The sequence below is a fragment of the Cupriavidus malaysiensis genome, from assembly GCF_001854325.1.
Lineage (GTDB): Bacteria > Pseudomonadota > Gammaproteobacteria > Burkholderiales > Burkholderiaceae > Cupriavidus > Cupriavidus malaysiensis.
Genome location: NZ_CP017755.1, coordinates 1,938,795 through 1,962,290, shown reverse-complemented (window position 1 = coordinate 1,962,290; position 23,496 = coordinate 1,938,795). Strand labels below are relative to the sequence as shown.

The window sequence follows — 23,496 nt, the reverse complement described above, 5'->3', positions numbered from 1 at the left end:
GGCGATGGCTGCCCTCGCCGTATCCACATCAGGCCGTTACTCCACCAAGCCATCCCGCGCGACCTTGCTCGCTACCCCAGCATCGCCCGCGGCAGATGCCGTCCCACCCAGTCCCGTTCCTGCTCATAGGCGCGCGCCAGCCGCAGCACGCTGAGGTCGCCGCGCGGCCGCCCGATCAGCTGCATGCCCATCGGCAGGCCGTTGCTGCCGAAGCCGACCGGCACGCTGATGGTGGGGCAGCCGGACAGGGTCCACGGAAACACGACTTCCATCCAGCGGTGGTAGGTGTCCATCGGCCGGCCGGCGATGGACTTGGGCCACGGCTGGTTGACATCGAAGGGGAAGACCTGCGCGGTGGGCACGGCGATGTAGTCGAAGCGGGTGAAGAGCCGGTCGAGGGTGTCCAGCCAGGCGCTGCGCTCCACGCTGGCGTGGTACACGTCGTTGCCGCTCAGCTGCAGCGCGCCTTCGATTTCCCAGATGGCGTCGGCCTTGAGCAGCGCGCGCTTGGCGGGGTCGCGGTAGAACGGCAGCATGCCGTTGCCGACCAGGAAGTGGCGGTGCGTGAGCCAGGCCTTCCACAGCCGTTCCGGCGCGAAGGGCGGTGCGATGCCTTCGACCGCCACGCCGAAGGCGGGGAAGGCCTGCAGCGCCTGTTCGCACAGCGGCAGGATGCCGTCTTCCATCGGCAGGTAGCCGTTCCAGTCGCCCAGCCAGGCCACGCGCTTGCCCTTGAGGTCGGCGGCCAGCGCTGCCTGCACGTTGTCGGGGGTCAGCGCGGCCAGCGCGGGGTCGCGCTCGAGCGCCAGCGGTGTGCGCGGGTCGGGTCCGGCCTGGGTGGCGAGCAGCAGGGCGACGTCGGCCACGGTGCGGCCCATCGGGCCTTCGTAGCCGAGCTGCTGCAGGAAGACTTCGGGTGTCGGTCCGTAGGGCACGCGGCCCATCGACGGGCGCATGCCGTACACATTGCAGAAGCCGGCGGGGTTGCGCAGCGAGCCGCCGAAGTCGCTGCCGTCGGCCACCGGCAGCAGGCGCAGGGCCAGCGCGGCGGCCGCGCCGCCGCTGCTGCCGCCGGCGCAGCGGGCCGGGTCGTAGGGGTTGCGGGTGGCGCCGTAGACCGGGTTGAAGGTCTGCGAGCCGAGCCCGAACTCGGGGGTGTTGGTCTTGCCGAGCAGGATGGCGCCGGCGCGGCGCGCGCGCTCGACGATGATGGCGTCCTGGGTCGGCACGTTGTCGCGGAAGATCGGCGAGCCGAAGGTGGTACGGATGCCGCGCGTCAGCGCCAGGTCCTTGGGGGCCTGCGGCATGCCGTGCATCCAGCCGGGGCGCTGGCCGGCGCGCTGGCTGGATGCAAGGGCGGCATCGGCGGCAGCCGCTTCGCGCAGCAGCAGCTCGCTGTCGCGGCGGGCGACGATGGCGTTGGCGACGGGATTGACGCGGTCGATATGGGTCAGGTAGGCGGCCATCACTTCGCGGCAGGAGACGCGGCGCGCGGCGATCTCGCGCGAGAGCTGCCAGGCGGGCATCAGCACGATGGGGTCGGGGGTGGCGCCGGCGCGGGGCGCCGGGGCTGCGTGGTCATCGGCGCCGGGCACGGCGGCCGTGGCGCCGGCGGCCGCCGTGCCGAGCGCGGCACCGGCGAGGCGGCCCAGCCATTGGCGCCGGGTGGGTTGCGGCGGTGCCGGGGCGGTGGCGGTGCCCAGGGTATCCGAGGCATCCGGGGTATCCGAGGCAACTGCCCGGGGCGAGGCGGCGGGGGTGGTCATTGGGCGGTATCCGGGAAGGGGTTGGGGGCGGTGATGAATCGGTCGGCAGGGGCGGCGTGGAAGTCCGGCTGGAATGGCCGCGCCTTTCAGCGGGGCGCCGGCAGGATGGACGCGCGCCGCGCCATCACGTCGTCGAGCGGATCGTGGCGGTAGCGGGCGACCTCCTGCCGGGTGAAGCCGGGCGAGGCCACGCCGGGCCCGAACGCCGGCACCATCCAGTTGAACAGTTCGGCGATCTCGGCATCGCTGAGGTCGGAGCCCGAGGTGCCTGGCACCTGGATCACGAAGGCCCGCCCGGCGGCCGAGGCGAGCAGCCGGGGCAGCGTGGCGCGCATGTCGGGGATACCGGCGGCGGGCTTGCCGGCACCGTCGGGCAGGTGGCAGCCGGAGCAGTGCAGCAGGTAGTTGGCCTGGGCGCGCGGCAGCCGCTGCTGGGCGTGCGCGGGGCCGGCCAGCAGGCCGTACGCGGCGGCGGCCAGCAGCGCGGCGCGGGCCCGTGCGCGGCGCGGCGCGGCGCTCGCCATGTCAGCGTGCCGTGGCGCCATCGCGCAGCTTGCGCACCGCGCCGGGCGTCTTGCGCTCGGCGCGCGCCTTGGCCAGCAGCTCGGCCCCGACGCTGGGCGCGGCCTCTCCGTTCTGCGTGCCGAGCCAGGCCAGCACCGCCGCCAGGTCGTCGTCCGGCAGCGTGGCGAACGACGGCATGATGCCGTTATAGGACTGCCCCTGCGATTCGATCGGGCCGGCCAGGCCATGCACTACCACATTGGCCAGGTAGGCCTGGCCGGCGGGCGTGGCCAGCCGCTCGCGCAGCGCGCCGGCCAGCGGCGGGGCCACGCCGGCGATGCCGGAGGCGTCCGCGTTATGGCAGGCAGCGCAGTTGGCGGTGAACAGGGCCTTGCCGTCGGGGGCGGCGGTGGCGGCGGTGGCGGCGAGGGGACTGGCGGCGAGCGCGGCCAGCAGCGCGGGGAGGAGAGTGGGAAGGACAGCGCCGGTGAGGGCGCCGAGCCGGGTGAAGCGCGTCATTCCTGTACTCCGAGGATGATGGAGGTGGTGCAATGGAACATCGTGCTGCTGTTGCTCATGCACCAGTTGACGTCGTTGTGCACGCCGAGCTTGTAGCCCGGGCGCTCGCGCTCGTTGGTGTTGCACTCGCAGCGGCCGCAGGTCGTCTTGCCGCAGCAGTCGTTGTAGCTGACCATGTAGTCCTTGCCGTCGGCCGGGTTGCGGCAGGTGCCGACCCAGGACACGCGCGAGGGCTCGGTGCCCGGCGGGCAACTGGTGGAGCTGCCGCCGCAGCAGGCGCACAGGAAGCCGTCGACGGCGCAGTATTTCCAGTAGTCGCAGGAGGTCTCGTCCACGCCCTTGCCGGGGCGCGCGCCATGCGCGGCGGCGGCGTGGGCGCTGCGGTCGAAGGGCAGCACGGGCAGCGCCAGCCCGCCCACCATGGCCTTGCCCAGCGTGGCCAGCGCGCTGCGCCGGCTGGTGCGCTGGGCCGTGCGGCGGGCCTGGCGCTCGATCCATCGGTCGAACCACATCACAAATGTCTCCGTGCCGTCAGGCGTGGGTTTCGAGGAACTGCTGCACCGAGGCCACGTTCAGGTCCATGGCGGTGAACAGGCTTTCGAGCTGCTCGCGCGAGTTGACCAGCCCCTTGGCGCGCAGCGTGCCGGCGCTGTCGAGCAGCACGGCGTAGGGCAGCTTGCCGATCTGCAGGTGCATGCCCAGTTCCTTGGACAGCACGTAGGGGAACTCGGCCAGCCCGGCCTGGCGCAGGAAGGCCAGGTGCTCGGGCTGCTCGCCGTCGGAGGCGAGCACGATGCGCAGCCAGGCGCGCTCGCTGGCGGCGATCGACTTCAGCACCGGCAGCAGCTTCTTGCAGATCGGGCAGGTGGGCGAGAGGAAGAACAGCAGCGTGCTGGCGGGCTGCGCGCCGCCCACGGCGACGGCATCGCCGCGCACGTCCTGCAGGTCGAAGCGTGTCAGCGGCTGGCCCACGCGCGGGCCGGCGTCGATCATCAGCGCGCCCATCGGCGCGACCCGTTCATAGAGGATGCCGACCTGGCGCGCGAGCGCGTAGAGGCCGAACAGCAGCGCCAGCACGGCGATCCACAAGACGATATTGGCGATAACGAGAGCGGTCATGGTGAACTCGGCTTGATGCGTGATGCTTGAAGTGGAAGGAAGCGGGGAGGTCCGGCGTCGCGGCGGCGTCAGCCGCGCGCGCGCCCGGCATTGACCAGTAACTGGGTGGCAGCCAGCCACAGCAGCAGCAAGGCCAGCGCGCAGAAGGCGGCGGCAGCCCAGTCGAGCGTGCCGAGCGCGCGCGCCATGCCGGTGCCGGCCACGTCGCTGATGCCGGCCGCGCCGGCCAGGCTGCTGCTGGTGGAGGCCGCCGCCACCGCGAGCACGGCCAGCAGGCCCGCGTTGCGCGCCAGCAGCGCGCCGGAGATCGGCATGCTGTCGGCGGCCGCCCCGCAGCCGCAGCGCAGTTCGCGCCGGCCGCGCGCCAGGTTGACGGCGACCGCGGCAGTGGCGAGGCCGGCCACCGCCAGCCCGGCCAGGGCCGGGCCCGGGCTCTGCGGCAGCAGCACCAGGCCGAGCGCGGCGGCGCCCTCGGCCGCGACAAAGGCCAGCGCGCCGGTGCGCGTCCAGGCCGGCGGCAGCAGGCCATAGGCGGCGAAGGCAGCCTGGAAGCGGGCCAGGTCGCGCAGCTTGGGCGCCACCGACAGGCCCAGCACCAGGGCTGCGGCGGCGTGGCAGGCGGCGGCGACGATGGGGTCGGCCAGCAGGGCGGCGGCATTCATTGGTGGGCCTCCACGCGCAGGGGGTTCTCGGCTACGCCGTCCAGCCGCGCGACCGGCTTGAGCCCCTGCGCCGGGTCGAGCGCGACCACGCCGGAGGTGGTGGCGTCGAGGGCGTACAGGGTCGGGCGCGCTTCCTGGGTGACGGTCAGCGCCAGCGCGTGCTGGCCCGGGGCGCGCGCCAGGCGCTTGTGGCTGGCCAGGTCGACGGTCCAGATCTCGTCGGCCGGCGACTTGTGCGAGCCTTCCCGGCCGCGCGGATGCATGCCGACGAAGAGCCGCCGGGTGGCGGCGTGCACGGCGAACAGCTGGTAGCCGCCCGGGCGCCAGCCGCGCCTGGCATCGGCGCTGCCGAGCAGGGACCAGGGCGGGTCGAAGGCGGGCGTTTCGCCGGACAGGTCGGCGCGATAGACATTGCCGTGGAAGGAGACGAAGTAGAGCGCGTCGCCGATGGCTTCCGCATGCAGGAAGACCGGGTCCTGCTGCGGGTCGAACAGCCGCGCGCTGCGCTTCTGGCCGGCCGGCTGGCCTTGCGCGTCATGCTCGATGGTGAGCATGGCGCCGTCGCTGCACAAGGTGCGCAAGCGCTGGCTGGAGGCCGGCGTGGCGAAGATGCCCCAGCAGCCGGGGGTCGGCACTTCGGCGGCCAGCTTGCCGGCCTGCAGGTCGACGATGCTGACCGAGGTGGCGGGCGTGGCGTTCTGCACGTAGAGGAAGCGTCCGTCCGCCGAGACCGCGATGATGCCGCGGTAGGGCAGCGACTGCGCGTGGCGCGGCGGGATCACGATCTCGCTGTGGTAGGCCAGGGTGTCGGCGTCGTAGAGGCTGACCACGTCGGCGCGCTCGCCGCGCGACAGGCGCGGGTAGTAGGTGGCGACCACGTAGAGGGTGCGCTTGTCCGGCGACAGCACGGCCTGGCCGCCGAAGCCGGTCGGTACCAGGCCGAGGTACTTCATGCGCTTGCCGTCGACCACGTGCAGGCGCCCGTCCACCATGTGGCGGAAGGCCACGTCGGAGATATAGAGGCGGTCGGCATCGGCCGGCGGCAGCTGCGCGACGGTGAGCGTCTCCGGCGGCAGGTCCTCGGCGCACGCGGCGGGGACGCCGCAGACGGCGGCGAGTGCCGCGAGGGTGGCGAAAGCGGCGCCGGACAGGACCGAGGCGGTGGTCCGGCGGCGGGGGCGGGTGGTGCGCCATGGCATGCGGTTCGTGCGGCCTGGCGCCCGGCTGGGGTGCTTCACGGCGGGCTCCTGTCGAGGCGGGATGGGAGCCAGTCTAGGGAGGGGCGCGCTGCCGGCGTGAGCCGGAATCGGCAAGGCGGGGACCGGGACTTGTACGGAGCGCTGCCGGCGCCGTTTCAGCGCGGGCGCGGCAGGTGTGCGGCGCGGGGTGGCGGATCAGGCGGCCGGTGCACGTCCGGTGCGCGTACGGTGGATGTGCGGCGCGTGCCGCTGCCTTGGCATGGGGCGTGCCGCACCACGCTGGTCATCCGTTTTCGGCAATGGCGGCGCGGCCGAGGGCCTGCGCCCGGGGAACCCGGCGACCAACCCGGCGACCAGAAGGTCCGCCGGCCAGGAGGCCGGGAGGTGGCAAGGGCGGCCGGCAGCTTACCAGGCCCGCACGCGTCCCGTGTCCACGTGGACGAACTGCTCCTTCTCATAGAACCCGACGCCGCCGCCCTGCAGCGACAGCGCGGCGTCGCGCAGCTCGGCCAGCGGCACGCCGGCCAGGCGGATGTCGATGGCCTGGCCGTCCATGTGCAGGCTGCGCCTGGCCACGCCGCCACCGCCGGTGTGGCGCAGGCGGGCATTGGTGGCCGGGCTGCGGAAGCCGGAGATGACCTGGAAGGGTTCGTCGGTGCCGAGTGCCTGGCGCAGGCGGAACAGCAGGCCGAACAGTTGCGGGTCCATATTGCCGACCTGGCCGGAGTAGTGGTCGCGCAGCAGGTGGTTGAGCGATTGCAGCGCCTGCGGCACGAAGGTGTCGCCGATGGCGAAGACGGTGGAGAGGCGCTCGCCGGTGTGCAGGTTGTCGAAGGACAGCGCGTGGGCGCCGGGCAGGGCCGCGAGCGCGGCCAGCGCCGGCTGCGGGGCCAGCGGCAGCAGGCCGGTGGCGAGCGCGGCGGCGCCGGCGCGGTGCAGGAAGCGGCGGCGGGGGTGGACGGGGTCGGACATGGGCGGGACTCCTGTGGGGGTCATGTGCCGGCGTGCGGGGCCGGCTCGGTAGCGCGCTGTCTGTAGTGTACGGTCAGTTGCGCACTGCCAGGCTGCGCTGCCTCGGCGCGAGCTTGCCGGCCGCCATGCGCCGCGTCGAATGTTGGCGCAGGGCCTGGTCGAGCAGGCGGTCGAGGCCGTAGATGTCGGGCAGGAACATCACGCGGCCGTCCTCCTGCACGATGGCGGTGCCGTAGGCCAGCACCACCGGCAGCGGCTGCTGCAGCCGCAGCGTGTTCGACTGGCCCTTGGTCATGGCCTGGCGGATGCGGGCCTCGTCCCAGCCGGCCATGTCCTGCAGCACGAAGCGCGCCAGCGCCACCGGTTCCTCGACGCGGATGCAGCCGTGGCTGAGGTCGCGCCGGCCGCGCTGGAACAGTTGCACGGTGGGCGTGTGGTGCAGGTAGATATTGTCGTTGTTAGGGAACACGAACTTGATGTCGCCCAGCGCGTTCTGCGGGCCCGGCCGCTGGCGGATGCGCATCTGGCCGTTCAGCACGGCGTCGAGATTGGCGTCGGACAAGGTGGTGACGGCGCGGCCGTCGCCGCCGACGAACTCGAAGCCCTGGCGCTGGAAGTAGGCAGGGTCGCGGCGGATGCGCGGGATGGTCTCGGCGCGGGCGATCGAGCGCGGCACGTTCCAGTACGGGCTGAACTCGATGTAGCGCATGTCCTCCTTGAACAGCGGCGTGCGCGTGTCGAGTGCCTTGCCCACGATCACCTTCATCTGTACCTTGACCTGCACCTGGCCGTCGTGGACCTCGTAGGCACGCAGCACGAACTCGGGCACGTTGACCACGATCATGCGCGGCGCGTCGAGCAGCGGGGTCCAGCGCAGGCGCTCCATGGTCAGCTCGATCTGGCGCACGCGCGTGGCCATGGGCGTGTTGAGCTGGGCCAGGGTGCCGCCGCCGAGCACGCCGTCGGCGTCGAGGCCGTGGCGCGCCTGGAAGGCCTTGACGCCGTTGACGAGCGCGCCTTCGTAACGCGCGGGCACGCGCGTGCCGGCGGGCAGGTCGCCCAGCGCTTCCAGCCGCCGTGCCAGCGCGGCGCTGCCGGCATAGGCCTGGCCTGGCGCCAGCTTGCCGCCAGGCAGCGCCGGCAGCGGCGCCGCGAAGGCGGGATCGCCGGCGAGCGTGCGGTAGTGCGCCAGGGCCCGGCGCAGGGCCGGGTAGAGCGGGAAGGCTGGCGCGGCCGCATGCAAGGCTTCGGGCAGGCGCTGGTGTGCCAGCGCTTCGCGCAGGGATACCGCGGGATCGAAGGTGTCGCCGGCGGCATGGGGGAAATTGGCGTGCACCTGGCGCGGATCGACGCGGCCGTCGTGCAGGTCGGACAGGTAGCGCTGCATGGCGCGCGTCAGCGAAGCGTCCAGCGCGCCGGCGGCATCCGCCGCCAGCGGCGCCCCATCGCGCGCCTCGCGCACGGCGCGGCGCAGGCCCTCGGCATCGTAGTCGCTCGCATCCAGCCCGTCGGCGGCGGCGCCGGCCAGGGCATCCACCGCCTGCAGGGCGGCATCGCTCGGCCTTCCCTGCGTGAACCACGGTGTGGCGCCGGCCTCACTGCCTGCGCTGTCGCTGGCACTGGCAAACGCCGGCGGCATGGCCCAGGCCGTGGCACAGGCCAGCAGGCAGGCGCCGAGCACACGCCGGGCGAAGGCGCGGCGCGGTGCCCGGGGCGGCACGGGGTGACGCGCGTGGCGGGTGGCGGGCAGGACTGCAGGCAGGGTGGCGGGCAGGACAGCGGGGCAAGGCATCGTTTCTCCATCGGCTTCCCCGGCGCTGGCGCATGGGCCGCTCCGGCAGGCAGGGCAGGCGCGGCGGCAGATCACTGCGGGGAGGAAACGATAGTGTACCGCCGGGGTCGGCCGCTGCCGGTCGCGCCAGCGCGTGCGGCGGACCGCTTCCGCGCGGTGGCTTGATGTGCGTCAAGCCGGCGTGCCGGAGCCGCGCCCGCGCGGCCGGGGCCTCAGACCCAGTTGACGCGCGGAAAGCGCCCGGGGAAGGCCTCGGGCATCGGCACCACCTGCTTCTGCATGTAGTTGAAGAAGACGAAGCCCGACTTGGCCATGGCGATCAGCGCGCCGTCGCGCGGGCGGGTGATGCGGAAGATGATGTCACCGCCGTACTTGTTGAAGTCCATCACGCCCACCTCGAAGCGCAACTGGTCGCGCGCATGGGCCTCGTTGCGGTAGGTGGTGGCGAGGTCGGTGACGATGATGCCGACGCCTTCCCCCTGGATCTCGCCGATGCCGAAATCATGCAGGAAGCGGGCACGTGCCTCGGAGATCATGGAGATCATCGAGTCGTTGGCCAGGTGGTTGGCGGAATTGATGTCGGTGACGCGCACCGTCAGGTGGGTGTCGTAGCAGAACTGCTCTGCGGGAAAGTCGAGCTGCAGGCGGGCCATTGGGATGGATACGGGTAAGACGGAAGCGGCCGCGCCACCGGTGAGGCGCGGCCGCGGGGGCCCTATGATAGTCGATGGGCGCCGCCGCGCCCGCCGGTCGGCGCTCAGGGCGCGCCGCGCGACTCGATATAGGTGCGGATCGCCCACACCGCCTCCTGCGACAGCGTGCCTTCGAAGGGGGGCATGTAGACGCGGCCGTCGCGGGTGCGGCCCTGGCGTACCGTGGTGGAGAAGTACTGGTCGATCTCGCTGCGGCAGGCTTGCTTCTTGGCCGGATCGGACAGCGAGGTGCAGTCGGTGTCGAGTGCGCGCAGGTCCGGCGCGATGCCGCCCGAGACCGCTTCCAGCCCGTGGCAGCGCGCACAGTTCTGGTTGTAGGCCGAGCTGCCGATATGCAAGGCTTCCTTGTGGGCGGCGCCGCTGCGATAGGGATTGTCCGGCTTCCATTCCGCGCCGAGCTGCGGCAGCGTGCCGATATCGACGGCCTGCGGGACCACGTCGCCGTGGGCCTGCACGAGGGCGGGCAGCGCGGCTGCGGCGCCGGCCAGCGCCAGCGCGCGCAGCCAGGGGCGGAATCGATGCGGTCGGGCCATGGGTGTCACCTCCGTTTTGGTTGGTTTCTGTCTTGTTTTCGATAGGTACTCGCCGCTCGCGCGGTGTTGGCGGACCTATCTGCAAATGGCATACCAGGGTCGGAGGGCCCGGCGCGGTAGGATATTGCACCGCATCGTGACAGGCGGGCACGGCCGGCGTGCCCCGAAATGGAACACGCTGGCAAGCCTCTTGCTTCACCATGCAACAGTACCCCGGAACAAGTGGGGTACAAGCGGCGGCAAGGCGCCCCAGGCGCGCCGCCGGCGACCCGCGCGCACAGACCGCGGGCGAACCGAACAGGAGAAGGAGACCATGCCATGATGACTGCCCACCCGGCCGGCCAGGCGGCCGGCGGTGGCACCGTCCCGGATTGGGACGGCACGCCCACGGAGACCATCGCGCAGGCGCACCAGCGCTCCGAGGCCTATGGGCTGCGGCGCTACGAGGCGCCCGACTACGGCCAGGCGGCTGCCGGCGAACTGCGCGACGGTATCGCCCACAGCCAGTCGCTGTATACCCACGCGCTGCCGGTGATGGAGACGCTCTACGACCAGATCGTCAACACCCACAGCATGGTGATGCTGACCGACGCCTCGGGGCTGATCCTGCATTCGCTGGGCGACGACGATTTCCTGCAGAAGGCCGACAAGGTGGCGCTGCGCGCCGGCGCGGTGTGGTCGGAGGAAAGCAAGGGCACCAACGCCATCGGCACGGCGCTGGCCGAAGGGCGGCCGACCCTGGTCCATGCCGGCGACCACTTCCTGCAGGCCAACCAGTTCCTGACCTGCTCCTGCGCGCCCATCGTCGATCCCTACGGCCGCACCGCCGGCGCGCTGGACGTCTCCGGTGACCATCGCGGCTTCCACAAGCACACCATGGCGCTGGTGCGGATGTCGGCGCAGATGATCGAGAACCAGCTGTTCGGCAACGCCTTCCAGGACATGGTGTGCGTGCATTTCCACTCGCGCCAGGAGTTCCTCGGCACCATCGTCGAGGGGCTGGCGGCGTTCACGCCGGGCGGCCGCTTCCTTTCGGCCAACCGCAGCGGCCAGTTCCAGCTCGGCCTGTCGCTGGGGGCGCTGCAGGTGCACACCTTCCCCTCGCTGTTCGGCGTGGCCATGTCGGAACTGTTCGACGCGCTGCGCGCGGCCCACGGCGGCGCGCTGGCGCTGCGCCTGCCGAGCGGGGTCAAGGTGTGGGCGCGGGTGCAGTACAAGCGCTCCGAGGCGGTGTCGGGGGCGCGCCTCGCGACCGATCCCGCGGCGGCCGGCGTGGCGACCGCGGTGAGCGAAGTGCCGCCGGCCATGCCGCGCCGGCTGGCGCCTGCGGTGCCGCAGGCGGCCGAGGGCCTGGCCGGCCTGGACACCGGCGACGCGCAGATGCACGCGGTGATCGGCAAGCTGCGCAAGGTCATCGGGCGCGAGGTGCCGGTGATGATCCTGGGCGAGACCGGCACCGGCAAGGAACTGCTGGCACGTGCCATCCATGCCGACAGCCCGAACCGGCAAGGCCCCTTCGTGGCGGTCAACTGCGCCTCGATCCCGGAGACGCTGATCGAGTCCGAGCTGTTCGGCTACGAGGAAGGCGCCTTCACCGGGGCGCGCAAGAAGGGCGGGGTGGGCAAGATGCTGCTGGCCAACGGCGGCACGCTGTTCCTGGACGAGATCGGCGATATGCCGCTGCATCTGCAGGCACGCCTGCTGCGCGCGTTGCAGGAGCGCGCGGTGACGCCGCTGGGCAGCAGCAAGGTGATCCAGGTGAGCTTCTGCCTGGTGTGCGCCACCAACCGCAACCTGCGCGAGGAGGTGGCGGCGGGGCGTTTCCGCGAGGACCTGTACTACCGGCTCAACGGCCTGGTGGTGCGCCTGCCGGCGCTGCGCGACCGCACCGACCTGGCCGCCATCGCCACCCGGCTGCTGGCGCAGGACCGCACGCCGGCCTGCCCGGAACGCCTGGGCGAGGGGGTGATGCGGATGTTCGGCAGCTACCACTGGCCGGGCAATATCCGCCAGCTCGGCAACCTGCTGAACACGGCACGGCTGATGGCGGCGGGCGAGGACGAGATCGACGAGTCGCACCTGCCGGACGACTTCCTGGAAGACTGGCAGGAGCGCCAGGCGCGCGCCGGGCAGGCCGTGGCCGCCGGGCCGGGGGGCCTGGCCGCTCAGCCGGCCGCGCCCGCTTTCGGCTTGCCGTCGGCGGCCGCCACGTCCGCCGCGCCTGCCGCGCCTGCCGCCACGCCGACCCGGCTGGCCGAAGTCGAGGCGCTGGCCACGGTGGCCGCGGTGCGCGCGCATGGCGGCAATATCTCGGCCGCCGCCAAGGCCCTCGGCATTTCGCGCAACACCGTCTACCGCAAGATCGGCGAGGCGGCACGCTTGCTGCAGCCGGGGGGTGCCGATCCGGGCACCGACCCCGGCAGCGGCGGCGGGCCGGACGCCTGAGCCTCCGCTAGCCGGCCCGAGCTCTGCTCGGCGTGAGCGCGTCCTGCGCCGGCACCCTCAGCCCGGCGGCGCCTCGCGCAGGTAGCGGTCTTCCAGTTCCAGCCAGGCGCGCTGCACATTGAGCGCGTGGCGCGGCGAGACGCCGCGCCAGTGGCGGAAGCCGTCTCCCGGCACGGCGCGGGCGGCGTCGGCAGCATCGCCGCCGCTGCGCCAGGCACGCGCGATATCCGCTTCCAGGGCATCGAGATAGGCCAGCGTGGGCGCCAGCGTCTGCGCCGGCGTGCCCACCCCGGCGCCGGCAACACGGCGCACCTCCCACCCCAGCAGCTCGCGCAGCGCCGCCTGCCAGCCGGCCAGGCTGCCCTCGCGCAGGTCCGGCACGCGCTGGCGTGTGGCCAGGCCGCCGGCGCACAGCAGGCCGCTGGCCGGCGCGTACAGCACGGTATCGCTCGGGCTGTGCGCGTCGGCGAAGACGCGCACGCGCCAATCGATCGCGCCGGTGGCGAAGCGCGTCCCATCGCGCAGCGCGGGCGCCGGCAGCACGATGCCTGTGCCGGCCAGCGTGCCGGCGCCAAGCAGGGCGCGCAGATGGTCCAGGCAGGCCGCGCAGCGCGCGCGCATCAGGGCGGCGGTCTGCGGCGAGGCGACGAAGACGGGGCGCGGCCGCAGCGCGGCAAAAGCCGCGTTGCCGAGCACATGCTCCGGATGGGCGTGGGTATTGACCACCCAGCGCACCGGCAGCGGCGTCAGCCGGCGGATCGCCGCCAGCAGGCGCCGGCCCCACCGCAGGTGCGGGCCGGGATCGACCACCAGCACGCCGTCGCCGGCCAGCACCACCAGCGAGGGGACCACCGCGCCGGCATTGGCGCGCGCGGGCTCGGCATTGACGGCCTCGGCCACCCAGGTACCCGGGCCGAACGGCCGCAGCGCGAGCGGCGGCATGGCCGCCGCGGCGACGGAGGCCGGTGCGGGCAGGCCGGACCCGCTTCCGGCGTGGCGTGCGGGCCGTGCGGCCTGCGCGGTAGCGGCCGGCGGCAGCCATGCGCCGAGGACCAGCGCCGGGGTTTGCGCCAGCCAGCGCCGGCGTGGGAGTGCCGGCCTCGTCATGCCGACTGCCGCCGGATGGCCCGGCCCAGCGCCTCGGCCATCGCGCCCTGCGCCAGGTGTCCGCCCGCGATCCGCCACAGCTCGGCCTGCGGGATGGCGCGGCGCAGCCGCTCGGCATTGCGCGGCGGGCAGACGCGGTCGCGCGTGCCGTGCAGCAGCGTGACCGGGATGCCCTGCGCGCCGACCGCCGCCGCCGCGCGCAGCAGCGCGGCCTTGCCCAGGCCGCAGCGGCGCGGCAGGTAGCGGGCCTGGATGCGGTACTTGCGGCACAGCGCGCGTTCGGCGCGCCTGGCCGCGAGCGAGCGCGCGCCGGCACGGTCCGCACCGTCCGAGCGCCGCGCCGGCCGTCCCGTCAGCAGGCCGGATTCGACGCGGCGCCAGCGCCACGCGGTGTCCCGTTGCTGGACAGGTGTTCCGTTTTGCAACAGTTGCACTGTCGCAAGCAGCTGCGCCTGTGCCGCGCCCAGCCGTGTGTGCGCCGCAGCATGGGCGCGCGGCGCCAGCATCGAGGCGCCGCGCGCCCGCGCGCTGAACAGCCGCAGGATGTCGTCGCGCCCGGTCAGGAAGCTGCCGCGCAGGACCAGCCCGGCCACATGCGGCGCGTGGCGGGCGGCGTAGGCCAGGGCCAGCGCGGCGCCCCAGGAGCCGGCCGCCACGTGCCAGCGCTCGATGCCGAGGGCGCGCCGCAGCCGCTCCAGGTCGTCCAGCAGCGCGCCGGTGGTGTTGCGCCGGAGCGAGCCGGCCGGGCGCGAGCGGCCCGCGCCGCGCTGGTCCGGCAGCACCACGCGGTGGCGGGCCAGGTCGAACCAGTCCGCCATCGACGGCGCGCAGCCGCTGCCCGGCCCGCCGTGCAGGACCAGCCAGGGCGTGCCGCCGGGCGGGCCGAGCAGGCGCACGTGCAGGCGGTGCGCGTCGGGTGTGCGCAGCCAGAAGACCTCGCCGGACGGGGGCGATGGCGTGTTGGGCATGGAATTTGCCTCGTCAGGGTTCATGCGCGGCGGCCCGGATGGACGCCCGCGCAGGCCAGGCGAACACGATCCGTGCCAGCCGGGCGCACCGTAGCAACGAGCCATCCGGACCAAGCCAATCCGACATCCGAATCAAGGAGGAGACATGACCTGGAATACCCCCGCCTACACCGAACTGCGCCTGGGCTTCGAGATCACGATGTACATCGCGAACCGCTGACGCCGTAGCCGGCCGGGCCCGCCCGCGCGGCGGGCCCGGCCGCGCAGCCTGCCGTGCCGGCTTCCCGCGAACCGGCGGGGCCGCACAGACAAGGGAGACAGGCGCACCGCGCCCGACAAGAACATGGTGACACTGCGGGTACTGGGATCCGCCGCGGGCGGCGGCTTTCCCCAATGGAACTGCAACTGCCCGAACTGCGCCGGCGTGCGGCGCGGCACCGTGCGCGCGACGCCGCGCACACAATCCTCGATCGCCTTGAGCGAGAACGGCAGCGACTGGCTGCTGGTCAATGCCTCGCCCGACATCCTGGCGCAGGTCCGCGCCACGCCGGCACTGCAGCCGGCACGCAGCCAGCGCGACAGCGGCATCGCCGCGGTGCTGCTGATGGACGCCCAGATCGACCACGTCACCGGCCTGCTGATGCTGCGCGAGCATGGCCGGCCGTTGCCGCTCTACGCCACCGCGCCGGTGCTGGCGGATCTCGACCGGGCTTTCCCGCTGCGGCGCATCCTGTCCCACTACTGCGGCCTGGAGGCCCACCCGCTGCCGCTCGACGGCAGCGCGCTGCGCCTGGCCGCGCTGCCGTCGCTGGCCTTGACGCCGGTGCCGCTCGACAGCAAGGCGCCGCCGTACTCGCCCAACCGCGAGGCCCCCCAGCACGGGGACAACATCGGCCTGCGCGTGGTCGACACGCGCAGCGGCGCGCGCCTGTTCTACGCCCCGGGGCTGGGCGCGATCGAGCCGCACGTGATGGCCGAGCTGCAGGCGGCCGACGTGGTGCTGGTGGACGGCACCTTCTGGCAGGACGACGAGATGCCGAAACTGGGGCTGTCGGCCAAGCGCGCGCGCGACATGGGCCACCTGGCCCAATCCGGCCCGGGCGGCATGATCGAAGTGCTGGATGCCGTGCCGCGCGTCCGCAAGATCCTGATCCACATCAACAACACCAATCCCATCCTCGACGAAGACTCGCCGCAGCGCCGCCGCCTGGCCGCGCACGGCATCGAGGTGGCCTGGGACGGCATGGAGATCGCGCTATGAGCCACAGCGAACCCTGGAGCCCGGCGGAATTCGAGGCCCGGCTGCGCGCCCGCCAGTCGGGCTACCACATCCACCATCCTTTCCACCAGCGCATGGCGGCCGGCGCCTGCACGCCGGAGCAGATCCGCGGCTGGGTGGCCAACCGCTTCTACTACCAGGTCCGCATCCCGCAGAAGGATGCGGCCATCCTCGCCAACTGCCCGGAGCGCGAGACGCGGCGCGAGTGGGTGGTGCGCATCCTCGACCACGATGGCACCCCGGAAACGCCGGGCGGCATCGAGGCGTGGACACGCCTGGGCGAGGCGGTGGGGCTGTCGCGCGAGCAGCTGTGGTCGCAGCGCCTGGTGCTGCCGGGCGTGCGCTTCGCCGTCGACGCCTATGTGAACTTTGCGCGTAGCGCGCCCTGGCAGGAGGGGGTCTGTTCCTCGCTGACCGAGATGTTCGCGCCGGAGATCCACCAGCAGCGGCTGTCGGGCTGGCCCGAACACTATCCGTGGATCGAGCGCGAGGGGCTGGCCTATTTCCGTTCGCGCATCCCGCTCGCCCAGCGCGACGTCGACCATGGGCTGCGCGTGACGCTGTCCCATTTCCGCACGCCGGCGCTGCAATTGCGCGCGCTGGAGATCCTGCAGTTCAAGCTCGACGTGCTGTGGTCGATGCTGGACGCCATCGAAAAGGCCTATCCATGAGCGCCGCCCCGACCACCGAGACCGCGCCGGCGCCTGCCGCCGCGGCGCGCAGGCCCAGCCTGCACGGCACCTTCCGCCTGCAGTGGGAGCCCGCCCAGCAGGCCTGGGTGCTGCTCTATCCGGAAGGCATGGTGACGCTGAACGACAGCGCCGCCGCCATCCTGCGCCACTGCGACGGCACGCGCACGCTCGACATGCTGATCGACGACCTGCAGGCCGCCTTCGGCGTCGATGGCATCGCCCCCGAGGTCCACGCCTTTGTCAGTCATGCAATCGAACGCGGCTGGCTGGTCTGAGGCGGTGCCCGCGGACGCCGCGGCGGCGCGGCCGGGGCCGCCGCTGTGGCTGCTGGCCGAGCTGACCTACCGTTGCCCGCTGCACTGCGCCTTCTGCTCCAATCCGCTCGACTACGCCCGCCACGAGGCCGAGCTCGATACCGCGCAGTGGCTGGACGTGCTGACGCAGGCGCGCGCGCTGGGCGCGGTGCAGCTCGGCCTGTCCGGCGGCGAGCCGCTGCTGCGCAAGGATCTGGAAACCCTGGTGGCGCACGCGCACGGGCTCGGCTTCTATACCAACCTGATCACCTCAGGCATCGGCCTCACCGACGCACGCCTGGCCGCGCTGCGCGAGGCCGGGCTCGACCATATCCAGCTCTCCTTCCAGGATTCGACCCGCGAACTGAACGACTTCCTCTCCAGCACCCGCACCTTCGAGCTCAAGCGCCGCGTGGCCCGCAGCATCAAGGCGCATGGCTACCCGATGGTGCTCAACTGCGTGCTGCACCGCTACAACCTGCCGCACGTGGGCACCATCATCGAGATGGCCTTGCAGATGGGGGCGGAATACCTGGAACTGGCCAACACGCAGTATTACGGCTGGGCCTGGCACAACCGCCAGGCGCTGATGCCCGATGCCCGGCAGCTGCGCGAGGCGGAGGCGGTGGTGGAGCGCTACCGGGCCCAGGTGGGGCAGCGCTGCCGCATCCTGTTCGTGGTGCCGGACTACTTCGAGGGCAAGCCGAAGAAGTGCATGAACGGCTGGGGCACGACCTTCCTCGGCGTGGCGCCGGACGGCACCGCGCTGCCCTGCCACGCGGCGCGCATGCTGCCCGGGCCGGCGCTGCCCAATGTGCGCGAGCACGGCCTGCGCTGGATCTGGCAGGAGAGCGAAGCCTTCCAGCGCTTCCGCGGCACCGGCTGGATGCCCGAGCCGTGCCGCAGCTGCGACGGCCGCGAGGACGATGCCGGCGGCTGCCGCTGCCAGGCGTTCCTGCTGACCGGCGACCCGGCGGCCACCGACCCGGCCTGCGAGCGCTCGCCCGAGCACGGACGCGTGCGCGAGGCGGTGGCGCAAGGCGCGGCGTCGATGGCAACCGGTCCGGGCGTGGCGGCCACGCGCGGCGTGGCGCACGGGAGGCTGGCGGCGGCCCTGGCGCCGCGGGACGGTGCCGCAGCGGCGTCCACCGCGCCGCTGGTGTTCCGCACCGACGCCAACTCACTGCGCCTGAGCCGGGGCTAGCCGGCGCGGACCTGCGGGCGCCGCGGTGCCGCGGCCCCTTGCGGCTCGCCCGCGGGCCGCACGGCGAGCCGGTCGACAAGTCCTGCGGCAAGCATTCGGCAGGTGCGTAGGTGCGTAGGTGCGTAGGTGCGCCTCCAGGGGGGGCAGCCCCGTCGCTATGGCCTGGACGGCGCGGCGGCGCCGGGCTTCAGCGCCACCGCAGGGCAGGGCCGGGAAAGCGTGCGTCAGCCCGCGCCCAGCACCCAGTCGGCAAGCTGGCGCGCTTCGGCCTCTTTCAGGCCGGGATGCGGCGGCATCGGGATGCGGCCCCAATTGCCCTTGCCGCCTTCCTGGATCTTGCGCGCCAGCCGTGCGGCGGCCTCGCCGTCGCCCTTGTACTTGGCGGCGACCTCGGCGAAGCCCGGACCGATCACCTTGTTCTGCATGCCGTGGCAGGAGAAGCAGCCGCTTTTCTCCGCCAGCGCCTGCATGTCGGGCGCAGCGTGCGAGGCGGCGGGGGCCAGCGCCAGCGCGAGCGCCAGGCCGAAGGCGGTGCCGAGGGCGGGCAGCGGGGCTGGCCGATGGGCCACACGGGCAGCCACACGGGCAGCCACACGGGCAGCCGGCAGCGCTGCGGGGTAGGGGTTCGGGGGCATGGAGGTCTCCTTTGTGTTTTGAGGGAAAGCGGTGCGGGCGGACGGCTCAGTCGGCCAGGGCCGCGCGCTCGTAGGCCGGGTAGAGGTGGGTCAGGTTGCGCACGTATTCCTGCGGCATGGCGGCCCAGCCGGCGAAGGGCGCGGGCACCGGCTGGGCGATCAGCTCGGCGAGGTCGGTGCCGGCAGCGGCTGCCTCGCGCATGCGCGTGTCGAGCCAGCGCAGGTAGGCCCGGGTCTGGCCGATGGCCTCCGCGCCGCCGTCGGCGTCGAGCGGGCCATGGCTGGGCACCAGCACGCGCGCGCCGCTGCGCCGCTGCAGGGCCTCCAGGCGGTCCAGGCTGGCCAGCCAGCGCGGCAGGTCGGCATGGGGCGTGGTCGGCGCGCGCTGGTGGAAGACCAGGCCACCGGCGAAGATCACGCCGGCGCTGTGGTCGACCAGGACCAGGTCGTCGCCGGTATGGCCGTCGAAGCGCAGCAACTCCAGTTCGTGCGTGCCGAGGCGGAAACGGCCGGGCTGGGCGGGCAGCCCGGCCGGGGCCGGCGTGGTGCCCGCCAGCCAGGCGCCACACAGGCGGTAGAGGTTGTCGGCGTAGGCTTCGCCTTCGCGCGCCGCGCCGGCAATGGTGCCGGGCAGCGCCTGCGTCGGCGCGTCGCTCCAGGCCTGGTTGCCGAAGAAGTGGTCGGGATGCAGGTTGAGGTTGAGCACCTGCCGCACCGGCGCGGCGGTGGCGGCGGCGATGGCGCGGCGCTGCTGCTGGCCGTAGCGCAGCGAGGGGCCGGTGTTGACCACCACCACGCCGTCGCCGGTGTCGATGAAGGCGGTGTTGATGATGTTGCAGCCGTTGGCCGGTGCGAAGTCGGCGTTCTCGCCGGCGATCAGCCAGGTATCGGGGGCGATGCGCTGCGGCGCGAGCCGGTAGTCGCTCGGGGTGCCCTGGGCACTCTGGGCCGGCGCGCCGGTGGCGGCCAGCGCGGCGCAGGCGCTGGCCGCCAGGGCGAGGAGAAGGCGCTGGGGTCGGCTCATGGCACGATCCGTGCGGCAATGCGGTTGCCGTTGTTGTCCTGCCCGCTGACGCGGGTGCCGCTGCGCGGCCAGGCGGGCAGGTCGAAGGAGAACACCGGGTTCTCGCTGACCGGCTCGTACAGCCGCAGCAGGGCCGGCGCCGCGGCGCCGGGCTCGGTGATGGCGAGCTGCTCGATGTGGAAAGCGGGGATGCCGGCCACCAGGCCGGTGTCCATCGGGTGCATCACGCGCAGGCGCAGCCGCGCCGTGCCGGGCGTGCGGCCGGGGAACACGCGCGCCTCGACGCGGTTCAGCGTGGCCTCCCAGGAGCCGTCGCGGCGCGTGTCGCCGGGCACCGTGCAGCCGCCGCCGGCCGCGTTGACCAGGATGCCGCCGACGTGCCAGACGCCATCCCCGTCCTGGACCGCCACCCGTACCGGCGAAGCCTGCTCCTGCTTGAAGCGGAAGGTGAGCGCCGCGCGCAGCGGGCCCGGCTCGAACTCCAGCACCTTGCGGATCGGGTTGCGGTCGACCGCCACCACGATGCGCCGCACCGCGCCGAGCTCGCCGGCATCGAAGGCGATCGGCACGTGCATGGCGTCTTCGGCGAAGGCGGGGCCGCTGACCTTGACGCGCGGATCGAATACCACCCGGCCGCCGCCCAGCACGTCGCGCCAGACCGCGGGCCATTGCGGCGAGCCGAGCGGGTCGCTGCCCTGTGCGCGGGCGGGGGTGGCCAGCATGGCGGCCGGGACGGCCAGGGGCAGGCACAGGCCGGCCCGCAGCAGGGTGCGGCGCGTGTTCATCGCGAACCCTCCCTGGCGGCCATGCCCAGCCGTTCGGCGAAGCGCTTTTCCTGCTGCCACAGGTCGCGCGTATAGGCCTCGTAGTGCTCGGTATCGAGGTAGGACAGCGACTGGTCGTACTTGGCCAGTTCGGCCAGGTGGGCGGGGTCCTGCATGGCGAGCCGGAAGGCGTCGTGCAGGCGCCGCACGATGCGCGCATCGGTGCCGCGCGGAACGGCGATGCCGTAGGGCGCGGTGTGGACCGCGCCGGGGAAGCCGAGTTCGGCCACGGTGGGCACCTGCGGCCAGCGCGGCGAGCGCTTGTCGCTGAAGATGGCCAGCAGGCGCATCTTGCCGCTCTCCACGAAGGGCGCGAAGCCGGTCGAGTTGACGCCGGCCATCAGCGAGCCGTTGGCTACCGCCAGCATCTGGTCGGCGGTGCCGCGGTAGGGCACGTGCACGTAGTCGATGCCGCGCCGGCCCAGCACGTCTTCCATGGCCAGGTGGGCGGTGGTGCCGATGCCGGTGGAGCCGGCCGTGAGCTGCCCGGGGTGCGCGGCGGCCCAGGCCAGCAGGTCGTCGAAGCTGCGGAACGGGCTGTCGGCGGGGACCACCACGCCGAAGGTGTAGCCGGAGATCATCAGCACCGGCTGCAGGTCGCGCAGCGGCTGCCAGGCGGTGCGCTGCTGGTGCGGCAGCCGGTATACCGTGGGCGGCAGCTGGCCGAGGGTGTAGCCGTCCGGTGCGGCCGCCGCCAGCAGGCCGCCCACCAGGGTGCCGCCGGCGCCGGGCCGGTTCTCGACCACGATGGGCTGACCGAGCTCGCGCCCGGCGCGCTCGGCCAGGATGCGCATCGAGAGGTCGGTGGCGCCGCCGGCGGGCCACGGCACGATCAGCGTGAGCGGGCGCACGGGGAAGGCCTGGCGGTCCTGCGCCGGCGCGGCCCGCGCCGTGCCCGGCAGGAGCGCGGCCAGCAGCGCGGCCAGCAGCGTGGCCATGAGCGCCGCCAGCAGGGCCGGCGCGGACGTCCAGGGGCGGGGCCGCCCCGGCAGCCGGGAGTGGATGGCATCGCAGCCGTGGCGGACCTGGAAGGTTTGCGGCGTGCTCATGGGAAGTCCACGGTGGCGCGCTGCGGCGGATGGGCGGCCAGCCGATCGGCTTCCGCGTCGCTGAACAGCCGCGAGCGGGTCAGGAAGCGCAGCCCGGTGGCGCGCTCCATCGAGAACATGCCGCCATTGCCGGGCACCACGTCGATGATGAGCTGGGTGTGCTGCCAGTATTCGAACTGCGACTCGCTCATGTAGAACGGCGCGCCGCCGATCTCGCCGAGCTTGACGTCGCTGCCGCCGACGAGGAACTCGCCGCGCGGAAAGCACATCGGCGCGCTGCCGTCGCAGCAGCCGCCGGACTGGTGGAAGAGCACGGGACCGTGGTCGCGCACGAGGCGGGCGATCAGCGCCAGCGCGGCATCGGTGGCGGTGACGCGGGCGGGCAGGGTGGTGTCGGTCATGGGCGCGAGAGAAAAAGCCGGCCGCCGCCGCGGGGGCGCGGCGGCCTGGCGAAAGCGGGTGCCGGAGGAGGCGGCACCCGGGTTGCGGAGCCTGCGGGCGGCGCGCGCGACGGGCGGGCGCGCGCCGCCCTTGCCGGTGCCGGTTCCGCTCAGAAGAAGCCGAGCGCGTTCGGGCTGTAGCTGACCAGCAGGTTCTTGGTCTGCTGGTAGTGGTCGAGCATCATCTTGTGGTTCTCGCGCCCGATGCCCGACTGCTTGTAGCCGCCGAAGGCCGCGTGGGCCGGGTAGGCGTGGTAGCAGTTGGTCCACACGCGGCCGGCCTGGATCTCGCGGCCGAAGCGGTAGGCGCGGTTGACGTCGCGCGTCCATACGCCGGCGCCCAGCCCGTACAGGGTGTCGTTGGCGATTTCCAGCGCTTCCTCTTCGGTCTTGAAGGTGGTCACCGATACCACCGGCCCGAAGATCTCCTCCTGGAAGATGCGCATCTTGTTGTGGCCGCGGAACACGGTCGGCTTGACGTAGTAGCCCTTGTCGAGCGCGCCGCCGAGCTGGTTGCGCGCGCCGCCCGCCAGCAGCTGCGCGCCTTCCTGCTTGCCCAGGTCGATGTAGGAGAGGATCTTCTCGAGCTGCTCCTGCGAGGCCTGCGCGCCGATCATGGTGGAGGGGTCGAGCGGGTGGCCCTGCTTGATGGCCTCGACGCGCTTGATGGCGCGCTCCATGAAGCGGTCGTAGACCGATTCCTGGATCAGGGCGCGCGACGGGCAGGTGCAGACCTCGCCCTGGTTCAGCGCGAACATGGCGAAGCCTTCCAGCGCCTTGTCGAAGAAGGCGTCGTCCTTGTCGAGCACGTCGGCGAAGAAGATGTTGGGGCTCTTGCCGCCCAGCTCCAGCGTGACCGGGATCAGGTTCTGCGAGGCGTACTGCATGATCAGCCGCCCGGTGGTGGTCTCACCGGTGAAGGCGATCTTGGCGATGCGCTTGTTCGACGCCAGCGGCTTGCCGGCCTCGAGGCCGAAGCCGCTCACCACGTTGAGCACGCCCGGCGGCAGCAGGTCGCCGATGATCTCCATCAGCACCAGGATCGAGGCCGGGGTCTGCTCGGCCGGCTTGAGCACCACGCAGTTGCCGGCGGCCAGCGCCGGGGCCAGCTTCCAGGTGGCCATCAGCAGCGGGAAGTTCCACGGGATGATCTGGCCGACCACGCCCAGCGGCTCATGGAAGTGATAGGCGATGGTGTCGTGGTCGATCTCGGAGATGCCGCCTTCCTGGGCGCGCACGGTGCCGGCGAAGTAGCGGAAGTGGTCGACCGCGAGCGGCAGGTCGGCCGCCATGGTCTCGCGCAGCGGCTTGCCGTTGTCGATGGTCTCGGCCACGGCCAGGCGCTTGAGGTTGGCCTCCATGCGGTCGGCGATGCGGTTGAGGACATTGGCGCGCTCGGCCGGCGAGGTACGGCCCCAGGCGGTCTTGGCGGCGTGCGCGGCGTCCAGCGCCAGTTCCACGTCGTCGGCGTTGGAGCGCGCGATCTGGCAGAAGACTTCGCCGGTCACCGGCGAGATGTTGTCGAAGTACTGGCCCGAGCGCGGGGGCACCCACTTGCCGCCGATGTAGTTGTCGTAGCGGTCCTTGTACGGGAATTCGATGTCGAGGAACTTCATTTCGGCGTGGTTCATCTTTGTCTCCTGGATTGGCCGGATTCGGCCCGAATGACCTGAGGGGCCTGAAGGTTCGGATCGCCGGCAGGCGGGTGCGTGCCGCCGGCTCCGCGATACAGCAGGGCAAGTGCCGTGCCAGTGTGG

Annotated in this window: 25 protein-coding genes; 6 read left to right on the top strand and 19 right to left on the bottom strand. The window is 72.8% G+C overall.

Features of this window, described 5'->3' with window-relative positions; all coding sequences use genetic code 11:
• Window positions 1-71: 71 nt before the first annotated feature.
• The 11 genes from BKK80_RS28210 to pedF all read right to left on the bottom strand — a co-directional run bounded on the left by BKK80_RS28210 (window position 72) and on the right by pedF (window position 9,779).
• The gene (locus BKK80_RS28210; RefSeq protein ID WP_071022487.1) at window positions 72-1,526 is read right to left on the bottom strand and encodes an amidase; all 1,455 of its coding nucleotides are present in this window, start codon (window positions 1,524-1,526) and stop codon (window positions 72-74) included.
• A 326-nt stretch (window positions 1,527-1,852) separates the two neighbouring features.
• The gene (locus tag BKK80_RS28205) at window positions 1,853-2,290 is read right to left on the bottom strand and encodes a cytochrome c (protein WP_071072189.1); all 438 of its coding nucleotides are present in this window, start codon (window positions 2,288-2,290) and stop codon (window positions 1,853-1,855) included.
• Between the two features lies 1 nt (window position 2,291).
• Window positions 2,292-2,789: a c-type cytochrome gene (locus tag BKK80_RS28200; RefSeq protein ID WP_084545791.1), complete on the bottom strand. Its 498-nt coding sequence runs from the start codon at window positions 2,787-2,789 to the stop codon at window positions 2,292-2,294.
• On the bottom strand, window positions 2,786-3,301 hold the full coding sequence (locus BKK80_RS28195; protein ID WP_071019744.1) for a methylamine dehydrogenase light chain: 516 nt from the start codon (window positions 3,299-3,301) through the stop codon (window positions 2,786-2,788). The genes BKK80_RS28200 and BKK80_RS28195 overlap by 4 nt, the downstream gene beginning before the upstream one ends.
• A 19-nt stretch (window positions 3,302-3,320) precedes the next feature.
• On the bottom strand, window positions 3,321-3,908 hold the full coding sequence (mauD, locus tag BKK80_RS28190) for a methylamine dehydrogenase accessory protein MauD (protein ID WP_071040050.1): 588 nt from the start codon (window positions 3,906-3,908) through the stop codon (window positions 3,321-3,323).
• A gap of 68 nt (window positions 3,909-3,976) precedes the next feature.
• A complete protein-coding gene (locus tag BKK80_RS28185) occupies window positions 3,977-4,570 on the bottom strand; it encodes a MauE/DoxX family redox-associated membrane protein (protein ID WP_071072187.1) in 594 nt (197 codons plus the stop codon).
• Window positions 4,567-5,808: an amine dehydrogenase large subunit gene (locus BKK80_RS28180; protein ID WP_236903808.1), complete on the bottom strand. Its 1,242-nt coding sequence runs from the start codon at window positions 5,806-5,808 to the stop codon at window positions 4,567-4,569. The genes BKK80_RS28185 and BKK80_RS28180 overlap by 4 nt, the downstream gene beginning before the upstream one ends.
• A gap of 366 nt (window positions 5,809-6,174) precedes the next feature.
• On the bottom strand, window positions 6,175-6,741 hold the full coding sequence (gene mepK, locus BKK80_RS28175) for a peptidoglycan L,D-endopeptidase MepK (RefSeq protein WP_071019750.1): 567 nt from the start codon (window positions 6,739-6,741) through the stop codon (window positions 6,175-6,177).
• A 73-nt stretch (window positions 6,742-6,814) separates the two neighbouring features.
• Entirely contained in the window at window positions 6,815-8,380 is a 1,566-nt protein-coding gene (locus BKK80_RS28170) for a L,D-transpeptidase family protein (RefSeq protein WP_084545917.1), read from the bottom strand.
• Between the two features lie 365 nt (window positions 8,381-8,745).
• The gene (locus tag BKK80_RS28165) at window positions 8,746-9,186 is read right to left on the bottom strand and encodes a thioesterase family protein (RefSeq protein WP_071019756.1); all 441 of its coding nucleotides are present in this window, start codon (window positions 9,184-9,186) and stop codon (window positions 8,746-8,748) included.
• Window positions 9,187-9,290: 104 nt separating this feature from the next.
• On the bottom strand, window positions 9,291-9,779 hold the full coding sequence (gene pedF, locus BKK80_RS28160) for a cytochrome c-550 PedF (RefSeq protein WP_071019758.1): 489 nt from the start codon (window positions 9,777-9,779) through the stop codon (window positions 9,291-9,293).
• Between the two features lie 321 nt (window positions 9,780-10,100).
• Here pedF and BKK80_RS28155 point away from each other — a divergent pair, with 321 nt between their 5' ends.
• On the top strand, window positions 10,101-12,224 hold the full coding sequence (locus BKK80_RS28155; RefSeq protein ID WP_084545916.1) for a sigma-54-dependent Fis family transcriptional regulator: 2,124 nt from the start codon (window positions 10,101-10,103) through the stop codon (window positions 12,222-12,224).
• A 57-nt stretch (window positions 12,225-12,281) separates the two neighbouring features.
• Here the strand turns inward: BKK80_RS28155 and BKK80_RS28150 are convergent, their stop codons facing one another.
• Window positions 12,282-13,166 (bottom strand): MBL fold metallo-hydrolase, encoded by an 885-nt coding sequence (locus BKK80_RS28150; protein ID WP_071073379.1) that lies wholly within the window; start codon window positions 13,164-13,166, stop codon window positions 12,282-12,284.
• A 161-nt stretch (window positions 13,167-13,327) separates the two neighbouring features.
• Complete coding sequence (locus BKK80_RS28145) at window positions 13,328-14,299, bottom strand: alpha/beta fold hydrolase (RefSeq protein WP_071072183.1); 972 nt, start codon at window positions 14,297-14,299, stop codon at window positions 13,328-13,330.
• A gap of 145 nt (window positions 14,300-14,444) precedes the next feature.
• Between BKK80_RS28145 and pqqA the strand changes: the two genes are divergently transcribed.
• From pqqA to pqqE, 5 genes are all read left to right on the top strand, one after another.
• Window positions 14,445-14,519 (top strand): pyrroloquinoline quinone precursor peptide PqqA, encoded by a 75-nt coding sequence (pqqA, locus tag BKK80_RS35910; protein ID WP_083384790.1) that lies wholly within the window; start codon window positions 14,445-14,447, stop codon window positions 14,517-14,519.
• Between the two features lie 123 nt (window positions 14,520-14,642).
• The gene (gene pqqB, locus BKK80_RS28140) at window positions 14,643-15,560 is read left to right on the top strand and encodes a pyrroloquinoline quinone biosynthesis protein PqqB (RefSeq protein WP_071072181.1); all 918 of its coding nucleotides are present in this window, start codon (window positions 14,643-14,645) and stop codon (window positions 15,558-15,560) included.
• Entirely contained in the window at window positions 15,557-16,249 is a 693-nt protein-coding gene (gene pqqC, locus BKK80_RS28135; protein WP_071019767.1) for a pyrroloquinoline-quinone synthase PqqC, read from the top strand. Before pqqB ends, pqqC begins: the two co-directional genes overlap by 4 nt.
• Complete coding sequence (gene pqqD / locus BKK80_RS28130) at window positions 16,246-16,545, top strand: pyrroloquinoline quinone biosynthesis peptide chaperone PqqD (RefSeq protein WP_071019768.1); 300 nt, start codon at window positions 16,246-16,248, stop codon at window positions 16,543-16,545. Before pqqC ends, pqqD begins: the two co-directional genes overlap by 4 nt.
• Window positions 16,517-17,767, top strand: coding sequence for a pyrroloquinoline quinone biosynthesis protein PqqE (pqqE, locus tag BKK80_RS28125; protein ID WP_071019771.1), 1,251 nt, complete (start codon window positions 16,517-16,519; stop codon window positions 17,765-17,767). The genes pqqD and pqqE overlap by 29 nt, the downstream gene beginning before the upstream one ends.
• A 224-nt stretch (window positions 17,768-17,991) precedes the next feature.
• Here pqqE and BKK80_RS37595 read toward each other — a convergent pair whose 3' ends face one another.
• The 6 genes from BKK80_RS37595 to adh form a co-directional block, all read right to left on the bottom strand.
• A complete protein-coding gene (locus BKK80_RS37595) occupies window positions 17,992-18,237 on the bottom strand; it encodes a c-type cytochrome (RefSeq protein ID WP_231908248.1) in 246 nt (81 codons plus the stop codon).
• 211 nt (window positions 18,238-18,448) lie between these two features.
• Window positions 18,449-19,426: a quinoprotein relay system zinc metallohydrolase 1 gene (locus BKK80_RS28115; protein ID WP_071019774.1), complete on the bottom strand. Its 978-nt coding sequence runs from the start codon at window positions 19,424-19,426 to the stop codon at window positions 18,449-18,451.
• Window positions 19,423-20,211: a quinoprotein dehydrogenase-associated SoxYZ-like carrier gene (locus BKK80_RS28110; RefSeq protein WP_071019777.1), complete on the bottom strand. Its 789-nt coding sequence runs from the start codon at window positions 20,209-20,211 to the stop codon at window positions 19,423-19,425. Before BKK80_RS28110 ends, BKK80_RS28115 begins: the two co-directional genes overlap by 4 nt.
• Window positions 20,208-21,188, bottom strand: coding sequence for a tripartite tricarboxylate transporter substrate binding protein (locus BKK80_RS28105; RefSeq protein WP_071022495.1), 981 nt, complete (start codon window positions 21,186-21,188; stop codon window positions 20,208-20,210). Before BKK80_RS28105 ends, BKK80_RS28110 begins: the two co-directional genes overlap by 4 nt.
• Window positions 21,189-21,295: 107 nt before the next feature.
• Window positions 21,296-21,700 carry a DUF779 domain-containing protein gene (locus tag BKK80_RS28100; RefSeq protein WP_071019780.1) on the bottom strand — a complete coding sequence of 135 codons (405 nt, stop codon included), beginning with the start codon at window positions 21,698-21,700 and terminating at the stop codon, window positions 21,296-21,298.
• A 149-nt stretch (window positions 21,701-21,849) separates the two neighbouring features.
• Window positions 21,850-23,370: an aldehyde dehydrogenase gene (gene adh, locus BKK80_RS28095; RefSeq protein ID WP_071019783.1), complete on the bottom strand. Its 1,521-nt coding sequence runs from the start codon at window positions 23,368-23,370 to the stop codon at window positions 21,850-21,852.
• Between the last annotated feature and the right edge of the window lie 126 nt (window positions 23,371-23,496).